Raw genomic sequence first — 14381 nt, 5'->3', positions numbered from 1 at the left:
TGACGGGCGGTATCGCGATCTTAACGATGTGTGCCTGACGGCGCAAATTTCCGTACTAAATGGCTGATCGGACTTGTTCGGCGTACAAGTGTACGCTATTGTGCCAATCGAAACTTAAAAATAGTGCGAATTACAGAGGTATTGAATGAAACGTGCAGTGATTACTGGCCTGGGCATCGTTTCCAGCATCGGTAATAACCAGCAGGAAGTCCTGGCATCTCTGCGTGAAGGACGTTCAGGGATCACTTTCTCTCAGGAGCTGAAGGACGCCGGCATGCGTAGCCAGGTATGGGGCAACGTAAAACTGGATACCACTGGCCTCATTGACCGCAAAGTCGTGCGCTTTATGAGCGACGCCTCCATCTATGCTTATCTGTCTATGGAGCAGGCAGTGGCCGACGCCGGTCTGGCGCCGGAAGTCTATCAGAATAACCCGCGTGTCGGCCTGATTGCAGGTTCCGGCGGCGGCTCCCCGAAATTCCAGGTCTTTGGCGCAGACGCCATGCGTAGCCCGCGTGGTCTGAAAGCCGTGGGCCCGTATGTGGTGACGAAAGCAATGGCATCCGGCGTTTCCGCCTGCCTCGCTACGCCGTTTAAAATTTATGGCGTGAACTACTCCATTAGCTCCGCTTGCGCGACCTCCGCACACTGTATCGGCAATGCGGTTGAACAGATCCAACTGGGCAAACAGGACATCGTTTTTGCTGGCGGCGGCGAAGAGCTGTGCTGGGAAATGGCCTGTGAGTTCGACGCGATGGGCGCGCTGTCCACCAAATATAACGATACGCCTGAAAAAGCGTCCCGTACCTATGATGCGCACCGTGATGGGTTTGTCATCGCAGGCGGTGGCGGTATGGTTGTTGTCGAAGAGCTGGAACACGCTCTGGCGCGCGGCGCGCATATCTATGCGGAAATCGTCGGTTACGGCGCAACATCCGATGGCGCAGACATGGTTGCTCCGTCTGGTGAAGGCGCAGTACGTTGCATGCAGATGGCGATGCACGGCGTAGACACGCCGATCGACTACCTGAACTCTCACGGTACCTCTACTCCGGTAGGCGACGTGAAAGAACTCGGTGCAATCCGTGAAGTGTTTGGCGATAACAGCCCGGCTATCTCCGCGACCAAAGCGATGACCGGCCACTCGCTGGGTGCCGCAGGCGTGCAGGAAGCTATCTACTCTCTGCTGATGCTGGAGCACGGTTTTATCGCGCCGAGTATCAACATCGAAGAGCTGGATGAGCAGGCCGCGGGCCTGAACATCGTGACCGAAACGACCGAGCGTGAACTGACTACTGTAATGTCTAACAGCTTCGGTTTTGGCGGCACCAACGCCACGCTGGTGATGCGTAAGTTGTAAGCCTGACTATTACGTTGTAGTATCAATAATGAAACAGGTCGCTAATGCGACCTGTTTTTTCATTCAGGGAACAACAAATTATATGGATATTCTATAAATGCCAACTAATACATTAGATAAAATTAGGCATAGTTTGAGTTGTGTGGCTGTTTTATTTGGTTTGCTTGGCATTTTTGTTTTTGCCTCATTTTCGCCTTCCTATGCCTGGCTTTATTTGGCAGGTCTGGCTGCGCCTTTTATATATAGTATTGTTTTTGTCTATGCGATTGCCGCCTGGAGTATTTATTCAAAGTATTATCCGTTTTTATCATTGGGCCGCTTATCATTTGTGGAATGTTTTTTTCCGGCGTTGGCCCTGGTGTGCCTTACCGTTCTCTACAATGCTTTTAGTGGCCCGGAACCCTGGATGGCCGAGTTATCAAGGCAATTTTTTCTTCATAAATTTCTTAACACGCTGGCGATGTGCTTTCTGGCTCCTGTGGCGGAGGAAATTATATTCAGAGGGTTTTTATTAAACAGCAGTATCGGTTGGGGTCGGTACTCAAGAGTTTCCGGTATTATTATTACCTCACTCGCTTTTGCGTTTATGCATACACAATATCTCTTTGCGGTGACTTTTGTTTATCTGTTTGTTTTTTCATCGATATTATGCGTTGTTCGAATGAGAAGCCGTGGGCTAATGATACCGATAATACTTCATATTTTAAATAATGCCTGGGTTATTTTCGGCTTACTGTTTTCAGCGACGGAATAAGCGCCTGATGCAATAGGCGCTTTAACCTCTCCGGTACGAACAAGAGACCGATGGCGGTTCCCTTTTTTAATGCTTCTTATATTCCGGCGCGACTTTCGCTGACCAGGCCTCAGCTTGGGTGATGGCGCCTGCGTCATAAATCGGCTGTTCATAACCCTTATCAGCATCCCGAACGCGGTAAATTTTCCAGCGTCCCTCTTCCCAACGGGTATAAACTTCCAGGTGGATGGGCGTTGACCCTGTAGCCAACAGAACATCCACTTTTTCTCCGCCGAGGAAAGGGTGTGCCTTCCCAACCCGTAACTGTGGAATCCACTCTGGCGCCGTTTGTATAAGTACAGCGAAGGGAAAGAGGGTGTCAGGCGTAAGCGTGTTAAATCAAAGGCCGAGGAGTTTCATATATCTGTTTTCCCTCTTTATGTTCATCGTTATCTGGACGACAGCGGAGAGGAACCGACGCCAGAACCCATTTCCTTACAGGAAGCGGAGCCTGAAGATATCTGGGAGATGATGTTCAGGTTACTGACGCCAGAACAGCGCAAGCAGGTGACCGGGCGGTTTAAGGTGAGAGGGATGAAAGCGGTCTTTCCCTTTCTGTTTGATGACACGCCGCCGCGTTGATACCCTGGCTGCAATTTCAAGGTTGACAAGTTTCGCGTCTCACAGGCAGACTTCACTCTCTACATTATCCTTCCGATAATGCGTAAGCGTTTAACGTTATCCAACGCACCTTAATCCTGACGTTCAGGTAGAGGGGGGCGTGGCCTTTCCCCGCCTTACTCTGCATTCTGGAGTAATGCATGACAGCAGTTAGCCAAAAAACAACGACCCCGTCTGCGAATTTTTCGCTGTTCCGCATCGCCTTTGCGGTTTTCCTGACCTATATGACGGTCGGCCTGCCGTTACCCGTCATCCCGCTTTTTGTCCATCACGAACTGGGCTATAGCAATACGATGGTTGGGATCGCCGTGGGCATTCAGTTTTTTGCGACGGTACTGACGCGCGGCTATGCCGGACGGCTGGCGGATCAATATGGCGCTAAACGATCGGCGTTACAGGGGATGTTTGCCTGCGGGCTGGCGGGCGCCGCCTGGCTCCTGGCAGCGCTGTTGCCGGTTTCCGCGCCGGTAAAATTCGCGCTGCTTATTGTCGGGCGTTTGATCCTCGGATTTGGCGAAAGCCAGCTGCTGACCGGAACCCTGACCTGGGGACTGGGGCTGGTTGGCCCAACGCGTTCCGGTAAGGTGATGTCGTGGAACGGAATGGCGATTTACGGCGCGCTGGCGGCCGGTGCGCCGTTGGGCTTGCTGATCCATAGCCACTTTGGCTTCGCGGCGCTGGCGGGAACGACGATGGTTTTACCGCTGCTGGCCTGGGCATTCAACGGCACCGTGCGTAAAGTGCCTGCGTATACGGGGGAGCGACCTTCACTGTGGAGCGTGGTCGGGCTTATCTGGAAACCGGGCCTGGGCCTGGCATTGCAGGGCGTGGGCTTTGCCGTCATCGGTACGTTTATTTCACTTTATTTTGTCAGCAATGGCTGGACGATGGCGGGATTCACCCTGACCGCGTTTGGCGGTGCGTTTGTACTGATGCGCATATTGTTCGGTTGGATGCCGGACCGCTTTGGCGGCGTGAAGGTCGCCGTTGTCTCATTGCTGGTTGAGACGGCAGGACTGCTGCTCTTGTGGCTGGCGCCGACGGCCTGGATAGCGCTGGTAGGCGCGGCGCTCACCGGGGCAGGGTGTTCATTGATTTTCCCGGCGCTGGGCGTGGAGGTTGTGAAACGCGTACCTGCACAGGTACGCGGTACGGCGCTCGGCGGCTACGCCGCGTTTCAGGATATCTCCTACGGCGTTACCGGCCCGCTGGCGGGCATGCTGGCCACGTCATGCGGCTATCCTTCCGTATTCCTCGCGGGAGCGATCTCCGCGGTGGTTGGCATCCTGGTGACGATATTATCGTTCCGGCGTGGTTAAGAAACCAGCCAGAAAAGCGCCAGTACAATTATTAGCGCGATAAACAACAGGCCTGGTCGCGCAGACAGATTTTTCACGGTTTCAATCATCGGCGCGAACGGGCGGTAGATGGGTTGAATAGAGAGCGGTTCCAGCTCATTCGCCTCCCGCTCTACGCGACGCAGGAAAATATGGTTAAGTAAGTCCTGTACCTGGGCGGTGGTCAGCACCGTTTGCGGCTGAATTTGATAAGTGTGTTGGGCATACTCTTTGATCGCTGTGAGCTCGTCTGGCTCAAGCGGTTGTTTTAACGCAGCCTGCAGCGTATGTAGCGTAGGCGCGTGTTGTAGTGACAGCGTCTGCCGCGCCTGTAGCCATGTCGCCAGATGGGTAAACTGCTTTGCCGGAATGAGCTCGCCGCTTTTCACGCCGGAGAGTTCCAGCATTGATTGCCAGATAAGTTTGTTTGACTCGCCGGTCGCGGCCGCCAGCTTCGTCACCAACTGATTCAACGTATTATGTTCAGCAGGCAATAATGGCCGATCCGTTGCCGGACGTTGCTGCGGCTGCGGAATGGAAAGCTGCCCCTGTTGCAGGAGCGTCAGCACGTTTTTGAGTTGATCGGGCGTAAGCTGGCTAAGCGCGGTTTGACCGTATTGCTGACGGATAAAATCGCTGACGGCCTGACGATTATTCCCGACGCCAAGCAGCTCTGTTAGCTGTGAAAGCACCTGACGATTGGCGTGATTTTGCTGCGCTACGCCCAGACGCTGGGTAAGATTCTGTTCAGCGGCGGGGAAGTGGCGCGACAGTAGCGGCGCGTCATTTTTTATCCCCAGATCGTGTTTCATTCCGGCCCATACTTCCGCGCTTTGCTGCTGGGTCAGTGAAATCAGGCGCGTGATCAGCCTTTCCAGTACCGTACGCTGTTGCATGGAAAGCGGCTGCTCGCTCGCAGCGGAAAGAGGATTACGCCCTTCGCCTGGAGGCTGTGCAGGGGCACCGGAGATGGGATGCATAATTAATTATCCTTTAACCATAAATCTGAGCAATATATGCCTGGCGGCCAGATTATGGCACACTTGTTCGGTTAACTCTCGTTCTCAAACAGGTACGACAGTCGTGAAAATTCTCGTTGATGAAAATATGCCTTACGCCCGCGAATTATTTAGCCGCCTGGGTGAGGTAAAGGCAGTGCCGGGTCGCCCGATCCCCGTTGAAGAATTGAACCATGCCGATGCGTTAATGGTGCGTTCGGTCACGAAAGTGAATGAATCGCTGCTGAGCGGCACGCCGATTAACTTCGTTGGTACTGCTACGGCAGGCACCGATCATGTGGATGAGGCATGGCTGAAGCAGGCGGGCATCGGTTTTTCAGCCGCGCCCGGCTGTAATGCTATCGCCGTGGTGGAGTATGTGTTTTCCGCGCTGTTGATGCTGGCCGAACGTGACGGCTTTTCGTTACGCGATCGCACTATAGGGATTGTCGGCGTGGGTAACGTCGGAAGCCGGCTACAGACCAGGCTTGAAGCGTTGGGTATCCGCACGTTGCTGTGCGATCCGCCACGCGCCGCACGCGGGGACGAGGGTGATTTTCGTACGCTGGATGAGCTGGTGCAGGAAGCGGATGTCCTGACTTTCCATACGCCGCTTTATAAAGACGGACCGTACAAAACGCTGCATCTGGCCGATGAGACGCTGATCCGTCGACTGAAACCCGGCGCCATTCTCATTAACGCCTGCCGCGGTCCGGTGGTGGATAACGCCGCGTTGTTGGCGCGACTTAATGCCGGGCAGCCGCTGAGCGTGGTGCTTGATGTGTGGGAGGGCGAACCGGATCTTAACGTCGCGCTACTGGAAGCCGTGGATATCGGCACGTCGCATATTGCCGGCTATACGCTGGAAGGCAAAGCGCGCGGCACCACCCAGGTCTTTGAGGCGTATAGCGCGTTTATCGGTCGCGAGCAGCATGTCGCGCTGGAGACATTACTGCCTGCGCCTGAGTTTGGTCGTATTACGCTTCACGGCCCGCTGGATCAACCGACGCTGAAAAGACTGGCGCATTTGGTGTATGATGTGCGCCGCGACGATGCGCCACTGCGTAAAGTCGCTGGAATTCCGGGTGAATTTGATAAATTGCGTAAAAATTATCTTGAGCGCCGTGAATGGTCGTCTTTATACGTGATGTGTGACGACGAAACGGCAGCCGCCTTGCTGTGTAAGCTAGGTTTTAACGCTGTTCATCACCCGGCACATTAATGTCTTCTTAATGCTCCCTGTCGAATAATGCGACAGGGACGCTTATGTATTTCTGGAGTAAATCACCATGTCTGAAGGCTGGAACATTGCCATTCTGGGCGCAACGGGCGCCGTAGGCGAAGCCCTGCTTGAAACACTGGCTGAACGCCAGTTCCCGGTCGGTGAAATTTATGCGTTGGCGCGTCATGAAAGCGCGGGCGAGCACCTCCGTTTTGGTGGCAAGTCGGTCATTGTCCAGGATGCGGCGGACTTTGACTGGACGCAGGCGCAGTTGGCGTTTTTCGTTGCCGGCGCAGAGGCATCGGCTGCCTGGATAGACGACGCGACCAATGCAGGCTGCCTGGTGATAGATTCCAGCGGTCTGTTCGCGCTGGAGCCTGATGTGCCGCTGGTCGTGCCGGAAGTTAACCCGTATGTACTGGCGGATTACCGTAACCGTAACGTGATTGCGGTCGCCGATAGTCTGACCAGTCAACTGCTGGCGGCGCTCAAGCCGTTAATCGATCAGGGGGGACTGTCGCGCATCGCCGTCACCAGTATGTTATCAGCGTCCGCACAGGGGAAAAAAGCGGTCGATGCGCTGGCCGGACAGAGTGCGAAGCTGCTTAACGGCATACCGATTGATGAAGATGATTTCTTTGGCCGCCAGTTGGCGTTCAATATGCTGCCGCTGCTGCCGGATCGTGAAGGCAGCGTGCGCCAGGAACGTCGTATCGTCGATGAAGTGCGTAAAATTTTGCAGGACGATGGCGTGATGATCTCCGCCAGTGTCGTGCAGTCGCCGGTGTTCTATGGCCATGCGCAGATGGTGAGCTTTGAAGCGCTCCGTCCGCTGGCGGCGGAAGAGGCGCGCGAGGCGTTTTCCCGCGGTGAAGATATCGTACTGTCAGAAGAGACGGATTACCCGACGCAGGTGGGCGACGCTTCCGGCAATCCACAGCTCTCTATTGGCTGTGTGCATAATGATTACGGTATGCCGGAACAAATTCAGTTCTGGTCAGTGGCGGACAACGTGCGTTTCGGCGGCGCGCTGATGGCCGTTAAAATTGCGGAGAAGCTGGTGCAGGAGTATCTGTACTGATGTCCGGACAGCAATCATCGCCGGTCTATAAAATTGCGCTGGGTATTGAGTACGACGGCAGCAAGTATTATGGCTGGCAGCGTCAGAATGAAGTGCGCAGCGTGCAGGAAAAGCTGGAAAAAGCGCTCTCGCAGGTGGCAAATGAACCTATTAACGTGTTCTGCGCCGGGCGTACCGATGCCGGCGTTCACGGCACCGGGCAGGTTGTCCATTTCGAAACGACCGCATTGCGCAAAGATGCGGCATGGACGCTGGGGGTAAATGCGAATTTGCCTGGTGACATTGCCGTGCGCTGGGTGAAAACTGTACCGGATGATTTTCACGCGCGATTTAGCGCTACGGCTCGCCGTTATCGCTATATCATCTACAATCATCGACTGCGTCCTGCGGTGTTAGCAAAAGGCGTGACGCATCACTATGAGCCGCTGGATGCAGAGCGGATGCATCGCGCGGCGCAGTGTCTGCTTGGTGAAAATGATTTTACCTCGTTTCGCGCAGTGCAGTGCCAGTCGCGCACGCCGTGGCGTAATGTGATGCACATCAACGTTACTCGCCACGGCCCTTATGTGGTGGTCGATATCAAAGCGAATGCCTTTGTTCATCATATGGTCAGGAATATTGTCGGCAGCCTGCTGGAAGTAGGTGCTCACAACCAGCCGGAGAGCTGGATCGCAGAGCTGTTAGCGGCCAGGGACAGAACGCTGGCGGCGGCAACGGCGAAGGCGGAAGGGCTATATTTGGTTGCGGTGGATTACCCTGACCGGTTTGACCTTCCAAAACCGCCAATGGGCCCGCTATTTCTGGCGGACTAATCCGAATCGTACACCCGAAACGTGTCGGGTAGAAAGGCAAAGACAAATATGGACCTGATCTACTTTATTATTGATTTTATTCTGCACATCGATGTGCATCTGGCGGAGCTGGTCGCGGAGTACGGCGTCTGGGTGTACGCTATTTTGTTTTTGATTCTGTTTTGTGAAACCGGCCTGGTCGTCACGCCGTTCCTGCCGGGCGACTCGCTGCTGTTTGTCGCCGGGGCGCTGGCTTCGCTGGAAACCAACGATCTCAATGTGCATGTTATGGTGGCGTTAATGCTGATCGCCGCAATTGTCGGCGATGCGGTAAATTACACGATTGGTCGACTGTTCGGCGAAAAACTGTTCAGTAATCCGAATTCGAAAATTTTCCGCCGCAGTTATCTGGATAAAACCCACCAGTTTTATGAAAAACACGGCGGTAAAACTATCATTCTCGCTCGCTTCGTGCCGATCGTCAGAACCTTTGCGCCGTTTGTGGCAGGGATGGGGCACATGTCCTATCGGCATTTTGCAGCCTATAACGTCATCGGCGCGCTGCTGTGGGTACTGCTCTTTACCTACGTCGGTTATTTCTTCGGTACGATACCGTTGATTCAGGATAACCTTAAGCTGCTGATTGTGGGGATTATCGTGGTTTCGATATTACCTGGCGTCATTGAGATTGTCCGGCATAAGCGCGCTGCGTCGCGTGCCGCAAAATAGAAAGTAACTCAGCGGTTCGACCACTTTTTTATCCAAAGTTTCGGGCTGTTATGTTTTAATGTGCAACATTCATGGTCTGTTGGGGGCAAAAATGGCATTATGCGCCCCTTATAATAAAGCTGACTAAGGTTCAGGCAGAAAGGTCACCAATGAGCTGGATTGAACGAATTAAAAGCAACATTACTCCCACCCGCAAGGCAAGCATTCCTGAAGGGGTGTGGACCAAGTGTGATAGCTGCGGTCAGGTTTTATACCGCGCTGAGCTGGAACGTAATCTTGAGGTCTGTCCTAAGTGTGACCATCATATGCGCATGTCGGCGCGCAATCGCCTGCATAGCCTGTTAGATGAAGGTTCCCTTGTGGAGTTGGGTAGCGAGCTGGAGCCAAAAGACGTGCTCAAGTTCCGCGACTCCAAAAAATATAAAGACAGACTGGCGTCCGCGCAGAAAGAAACCGGCGAGAAAGACGCGCTGGTGGTCATGAAAGGGACGCTTCACGGTATGCCGGTTGTCGCCGCCGCGTTTGAATTCGCGTTCATGGGCGGCTCAATGGGGTCTGTCGTTGGCGCACGCTTCGTTCGCGCCGTTGAACAGGCGCTGGAAGATAACTGTCCGTTAGTGTGTTTCTCTGCTTCCGGCGGCGCGCGTATGCAAGAAGCGCTGATGTCGCTGATGCAGATGGCGAAAACCTCGGCGGCGCTGGCTAAAATGCAGGAACGTGGTCTGCCCTACATCTCGGTATTGACCGATCCGACAATGGGCGGCGTTTCCGCCAGTTTTGCGATGCTGGGCGATCTCAACATCGCCGAGCCAAAAGCCCTGATTGGCTTCGCCGGCCCGCGCGTTATCGAACAGACCGTTCGCGAAAAACTGCCGCCAGGATTCCAGCGCAGTGAGTTCCTGATCGAAAAAGGCGCTATTGATATGATAGTCCGCCGCCCGGAAATGCGCCTGAAGCTGGCGAGCATTCTGGCGAAGCTGATGAATCTGCCCGCGCCGAACCCGGACGCCCCGCGTGAAGGCGTGGTGGTGCCTCCGGCGCCGGATCAGGAGTCTGAGGCCTGATAACTGAAAAGGGCAGGGCCGCAGGCTCTGCCCTTTTGCTTTTCACCGTAAAGAAGCAGCGGAATCAATGAAAAACAAATCTATACCTCAAGCTGCGTCGCCCCTGGCCTCGTGGCTTTCTTATCTGGAAAACCTGCACAGCAAGAGTATCGATTTAGGCCTTGAGCGCGTAAGCCAGGTGGCAGCGCGTCTGGACATCCTCAAGCCTGCGCCGTTCGTTTTTACCGTGGCGGGAACCAACGGTAAAGGTACGACCTGTCGAACGCTGGAGTCGGTGTTAATCGCGGCGGGATACCGTGTGGGCGTCTATAGTTCGCCTCATCTGGTACGTTACACCGAGCGCGTGCGCGTGCAGGGGAAAGAATTAGCGGAATCCGCGCATACCGCGTCCTTTGCGGAAATAGAAGCGGCGCGCGGCGATATTTCATTGACCTATTTTGAATATGGTACGTTGTCGGCATTGTGGCTGTTTAAACAGGCTAACCTTGACGTGGTGATTCTGGAGGTCGGGTTGGGTGGCCGCCTGGACGCCACGAACATTGTGGATGCCGATGTAGCGGTAATTACCAGCATCGCGCTTGACCATACTGACTGGCTGGGGCCGGATCGCGAAAGTATCGGCCGCGAGAAGGCCGGGATTTTTCGCGCGGAAAAACCCGCTATCGTCGGCGAACCGGAAATGCCGGCAACCATCGCGGATGTCGCGCAGGAGACCGGCGCGCTGTTGCGGCGTCGCGGCGTTGACTGGCGTTATGAGGTGACAGCGACCCACTGGGCGTTTACCGATGGCGACGGTACGCTTGCCGGACTGCCGTTGCCGCAGGTTCCCCAGCCGAATGCCGCCACCGCCCTGGCCGCGCTGCGCGCCAGCAGGTTGAACATTGACGAGCAGGCGATTCGCGACGGTATTGCGCAGGCTACCTTGCCGGGACGTTTTCAAATCGTGAGTGAGTCGCCGCGCGTTATCTTTGATGTCGCCCATAATCCCCACGCGGCGGAATACCTGACGGGTCGTCTGAAAATGTTGCCGAAACGCGGGCGCGTGCTTGCGGTGATTGGTATGCTGCATGATAAAGATATCGCCGGCACGTTAGCCTGGTTGAAAAGCGTGGTTGACGACTGGTATTGTGCTCCGTTAGAGGGGCCGCGCGGCGCGACGGCGGAACAACTTCTGGAACATCTGGGGAAAGGGAATGTCTATGATAGCGTCGCGCAGGCATGGCAGGCCGCTATCGACGCGGCGCAGCCAGAAGATACCGTGCTGGTGTGCGGATCGTTCCACACCGTCGCACATGTTATGGAAGTGATAGACGCGGGGAGAATCGGTGGCGAGTAAGTTTCAGAATCGTTTAGTCGGCACGATTGTGTTAGTCGCGCTGGGGGTTATTGTGCTTCCCGGTCTGCTGGACGGACAGAAAAAGCATTATCAGGATGAATTTGCTGCGATTCCACTGGTACCGAAGCCTGGCGACCGCGATGAGCCGGATATGATGCCTGCCGCAACGCAGGCGCTACCGACACAGCCGCCGGAAGGGGCGGCTGAAGAGGTGCGGGCGGGAGATGCGGCAGCGCCATCGCTGGACCCGTCGCGCATGGCGTCTAATAATGTCGAGCTTGATCCGATACCGGCGGAGACGCCTAAACTGAAGCCGGTTGAAAAACCGAAGCCGCAGCTTAAACCGCAACAGCCGGTTGTCGTCGCTTCCACGCCGACGCCCGCGCCGAAACCGGCCGCCGACGATAAACCTGCGCCGACCGGCAAAGCTTATGTCGTACAGTTGGGCGCGCTGAAAAACGCGGATAAAGTCAACGAGATAGTCGGCAAGCTTCGTTCCGCCGGGTTCCGGGTTTATACTTCCCCCTCAACGCCGGTACAGGGTAAAATAACCCGTATTCTCGTCGGGCCGGATGCGTCGAAAGATAAGATGAAAGGATCGCTTGGCGAGCTCAAGCAGATTTCCGGGTTAAGCGGCGTGGTGATGGGGTATAGCCCGAACTAAGGCGCGTTTTGCCTGAGCGCGCAGCGTTAAAGCCTACGGTGTTCATCTGGTAATAGCCGAAGTTCTGTAGGCTGGATAAGGCGTTTACGCCGCCATCCGGCAGAAGGAATAAACCTGGTATCCTGCGCTTATCAGGCCGATGGCAGCTCTTCTGGTTGTGCCCGAAGAGATAAAAAGTGTGATGGCGTTGAATATTTTTTCAGCGCCATTTTTATTTACGCGTGGGAAGGAAATCCCTACGCAAACGTTTTCTTTTTCTGTTAGAATGCGCCCCGAACAGGACGACAGGGCGTAAAATCGTGGGACATCTATGGTCTGGATTGATTACGCCATTATCGCGGTGATTGCTTTTTCCTGTCTGGTTAGCCTGATCCGCGGCTTTGTTCGTGAAGCGTTATCGCTGGTGACGTGGGGTTGTGCTTTCTTTGTCGCCAGTCACTACTACACTTACCTGTCTGTCTGGTTTACGGGCTTTGAAGACGAACTGGTTCGTAATGGGATTGCTATCGCGGTACTGTTTATCGCGACGCTTATCGTCGGCGCTATCGTGAATTTTGTGATAGGTCAGCTAGTAGAAAAGACCGGCCTGTCGGGAACTGACCGGGTGTTGGGGATCTGTTTCGGCGCACTGCGAGGGGCGCTGATTGTCGCCGCCATTCTGTTCTTCCTTGATACCTTTACCGGCTTGTCGAAAAGCGAAGACTGGAGCAAATCGCAGCTCATCCCGCAGTTCAGCTTCATCATCAGATGGTTCTTTGACTATCTGCAAAGCTCGTCGAGTTTCTTGCCCAGGACGTAACAGGTTCTGAGATGTGGCTTAACGAGGAAAATGACGTATGTGCGGTATTGTCGGTATCGCCGGTGTTATGCCGGTCAACCAGTCGATTTATGACGCGTTAACAGTGCTCCAGCATCGTGGTCAGGATGCTGCCGGTATCATCACCATTGATGCGAATAACTGCTTCCGCTTGCGTAAGGCAAACGGACTGGTGAACGATATTTTTGAAGCTCGCCACATGCAGCGTTTGCAGGGCAACATGGGGATCGGCCATGTGCGCTACCCTACCGCAGGCAGCTCCAGCGCTTCGGAAGCGCAACCTTTTTACGTTAACTCGCCGTATGGCATCACGTTGGCCCATAATGGCAACCTGACTAACGCGCACGAGCTACGTAAAAAGCTGTTTGAAGAAAAGCGCCGTCATATCAACACCACCTCCGATTCCGAAATCCTGCTCAATATTTTCGCCAGCGAGCTCGACAACTTCCGTCACTATCCGCTGGAAGCCGACAATATTTTTGCCGCGATTGCCGCGACTAACCGTCAAATCCGCGGCGCCTATGCCTGCGTGGCGATGATTATCGGTCACGGTATGGTGGCTTTTCGCGATCCGCACGGCATTCGCCCATTAGTGCTGGGCAAGCGTGACGTTGGCGATGGTCGTACGGAGTATATGGTCGCTTCTGAAAGCGTGGCGCTGGATACGCTGGGCTTTGAATTCCTGCGCGATGTCGCGCCGGGCGAAGCTATCTATATTACCGAAAAGGGGCAACTGTTCACGCGCCAGTGCGCGGATAACCCGGTCAGTAACCCCTGTCTGTTTGAGTACGTTTATTTTGCTCGCCCGGACTCCTTTATCGACAAGATCTCCGTCTACAGCGCTCGTGTGAATATGGGCACCAAACTTGGCGAAAAAATCGCTCGTGAATGGGAAGATCTGGACATCGACGTCGTGATCCCTATCCCGGAAACCTCCTGCGATATCGCACTGGAAATTGCCCGTATTCTCGGCAAGCCGTACCGCCAGGGATTTGTCAAAAATCGTTACGTGGGACGTACCTTTATCATGCCGGGCCAACAGCTACGCCGTAAATCCGTGCGCCGTAAGCTCAATGCTAATCGCGCGGAATTCCGCGATAAGAACGTCCTGCTGGTGGATGATTCCATCGTGCGTGGCACCACATCAGAGCAGATCATCGAGATGGCCCGGGAAGCCGGCGCGAAGAAGGTTTATCTGGCGTCCGCCGCGCCGGAAATTCGTTTCCCTAACGTCTATGGCATTGATATGCCGACCGCCAATGAGCTGATCGCGCATGGTCGCGAGGTGGATGAGATTCGTCAGATCATCGGCGCAGACGGGCTTATCTTCCAGGATCTAAACGATCTGATCGAAGCCGTGCGCGCGGAAAATCCGGATATCCAGCAGTTTGAGTGTTCGGTATTTAACGGGGTATATGTCACCAAAGACGTAGACCAGCAATACCTCGACTTCCTGGATTCATTACGTAATGACGACGCCAAAGCGGTGCTGTTCCAGAACGAAATGGAAAACCTGGAAATGCATAACGAAGGCTAATGGCTTTGCCAGCGGCGCAATGCCGCTGGCC

14 protein-coding genes and 1 pseudogene are annotated in these 14381 nt (G+C 54.6%); 13 read left to right on the top strand and 2 right to left on the bottom strand.

What is annotated here, in order from left to right:
• Nucleotides 1-145: 145 nt before the first annotated feature.
• Both fabB and J4614_RS17355 read left to right on the top strand, forming a co-directional pair.
• Nucleotides 146-1360, top strand: a complete 1215-nt coding sequence (gene fabB / locus J4614_RS17360) for a beta-ketoacyl-ACP synthase I (RefSeq protein ID WP_000817161.1) — start codon at nt 146-148, stop codon at nt 1358-1360.
• Nucleotides 1361-1457: 97 nt separating this feature from the next.
• Nucleotides 1458-2114 carry a CPBP family glutamic-type intramembrane protease gene (locus tag J4614_RS17355; protein ID WP_001142909.1) on the top strand — a complete coding sequence of 219 codons (657 nt, stop codon included), beginning with the start codon at nt 1458-1460 and terminating at the stop codon, nt 2112-2114.
• A gap of 66 nt (nt 2115-2180) precedes the next feature.
• On the opposite strand, the pseudogene J4614_RS17350 reads toward J4614_RS17355, so the two are convergent.
• Nucleotides 2181-2438, bottom strand: a pseudogene (locus J4614_RS17350) (DUF3828 domain-containing protein); the annotation flags it as partial.
• Between J4614_RS17350 and J4614_RS17345 the strand changes: the two are divergent.
• A complete protein-coding gene (locus J4614_RS17345; RefSeq protein WP_043942888.1) occupies nt 2418-2735 on the top strand; it encodes a hypothetical protein in 318 nt (105 codons plus the stop codon). The pseudogene J4614_RS17350 and the gene J4614_RS17345 overlap by 21 nt on opposite strands.
• Before the next feature lie 179 nt (nt 2736-2914).
• Nucleotides 2915-4093, top strand: a complete 1179-nt coding sequence (locus J4614_RS17340; protein ID WP_000127728.1) for an MFS transporter — start codon at nt 2915-2917, stop codon at nt 4091-4093.
• Here J4614_RS17340 and flk read toward each other — a convergent pair.
• A complete protein-coding gene (flk, locus tag J4614_RS17335; RefSeq protein ID WP_000553396.1) occupies nt 4090-5091 on the bottom strand; it encodes a flagella biosynthesis regulator Flk in 1002 nt (333 codons plus the stop codon). The two genes, J4614_RS17340 and flk, sit on opposite strands and share 4 nt — an antisense overlap.
• Before the next feature lie 103 nt (nt 5092-5194).
• Between flk and pdxB the strand changes: the two genes are divergently transcribed.
• The 9 genes from pdxB to purF all read left to right on the top strand — a co-directional run bounded on the left by pdxB (nt 5195) and on the right by purF (nt 14350).
• Entirely contained in the window at nt 5195-6331 is a 1137-nt protein-coding gene (pdxB, locus tag J4614_RS17330; RefSeq protein ID WP_000699176.1) for a 4-phosphoerythronate dehydrogenase PdxB, read from the top strand.
• Between the two features lie 67 nt (nt 6332-6398).
• Entirely contained in the window at nt 6399-7412 is a 1014-nt protein-coding gene (locus J4614_RS17325; protein ID WP_001289141.1) for an aspartate-semialdehyde dehydrogenase, read from the top strand.
• A complete protein-coding gene (gene truA / locus J4614_RS17320) occupies nt 7412-8224 on the top strand; it encodes a tRNA pseudouridine(38-40) synthase TruA (RefSeq protein WP_000016628.1) in 813 nt (270 codons plus the stop codon). Before J4614_RS17325 ends, truA begins: the two co-directional genes overlap by 1 nt.
• 48 nt (nt 8225-8272) lie before the next feature.
• A complete protein-coding gene (locus J4614_RS17315) occupies nt 8273-8932 on the top strand; it encodes a DedA family protein (RefSeq protein WP_208293257.1) in 660 nt (219 codons plus the stop codon).
• A 149-nt stretch (nt 8933-9081) separates the two neighbouring features.
• On the top strand, nt 9082-9996 hold the full coding sequence (gene accD, locus J4614_RS17310; protein ID WP_000118383.1) for an acetyl-CoA carboxylase, carboxyltransferase subunit beta: 915 nt from the start codon (nt 9082-9084) through the stop codon (nt 9994-9996).
• Nucleotides 9997-10063: 67 nt separating this feature from the next.
• Nucleotides 10064-11332, top strand: coding sequence for a bifunctional tetrahydrofolate synthase/dihydrofolate synthase (gene folC / locus J4614_RS17305; protein ID WP_000792275.1), 1269 nt, complete (start codon nt 10064-10066; stop codon nt 11330-11332).
• Nucleotides 11322-11996, top strand: coding sequence for a cell division protein DedD (dedD, locus tag J4614_RS17300; RefSeq protein WP_138019948.1), 675 nt, complete (start codon nt 11322-11324; stop codon nt 11994-11996). The genes folC and dedD overlap by 11 nt, the downstream gene beginning before the upstream one ends.
• A 310-nt stretch (nt 11997-12306) precedes the next feature.
• Nucleotides 12307-12795, top strand: a complete 489-nt coding sequence (gene cvpA / locus J4614_RS17295; RefSeq protein WP_000262102.1) for a colicin V production protein — start codon at nt 12307-12309, stop codon at nt 12793-12795.
• Nucleotides 12796-12832: 37 nt separating this feature from the next.
• Complete coding sequence (gene purF / locus J4614_RS17290) at nt 12833-14350, top strand: amidophosphoribosyltransferase (RefSeq protein WP_000334205.1); 1518 nt, start codon at nt 12833-12835, stop codon at nt 14348-14350.
• The last annotated feature ends 31 nt before the right edge of the window (nt 14351-14381 follow it).

The organism is Salmonella sp. 32031103-2018-00083-FB-01-SM-01 (assembly GCF_017571995.1).
Lineage (GTDB): Bacteria > Pseudomonadota > Gammaproteobacteria > Enterobacterales > Enterobacteriaceae > Salmonella > Salmonella enterica.
The sequence above is the reverse complement of the archived record's forward strand: the minus strand, read 5'-3'. Positions and strand labels throughout refer to the sequence as shown.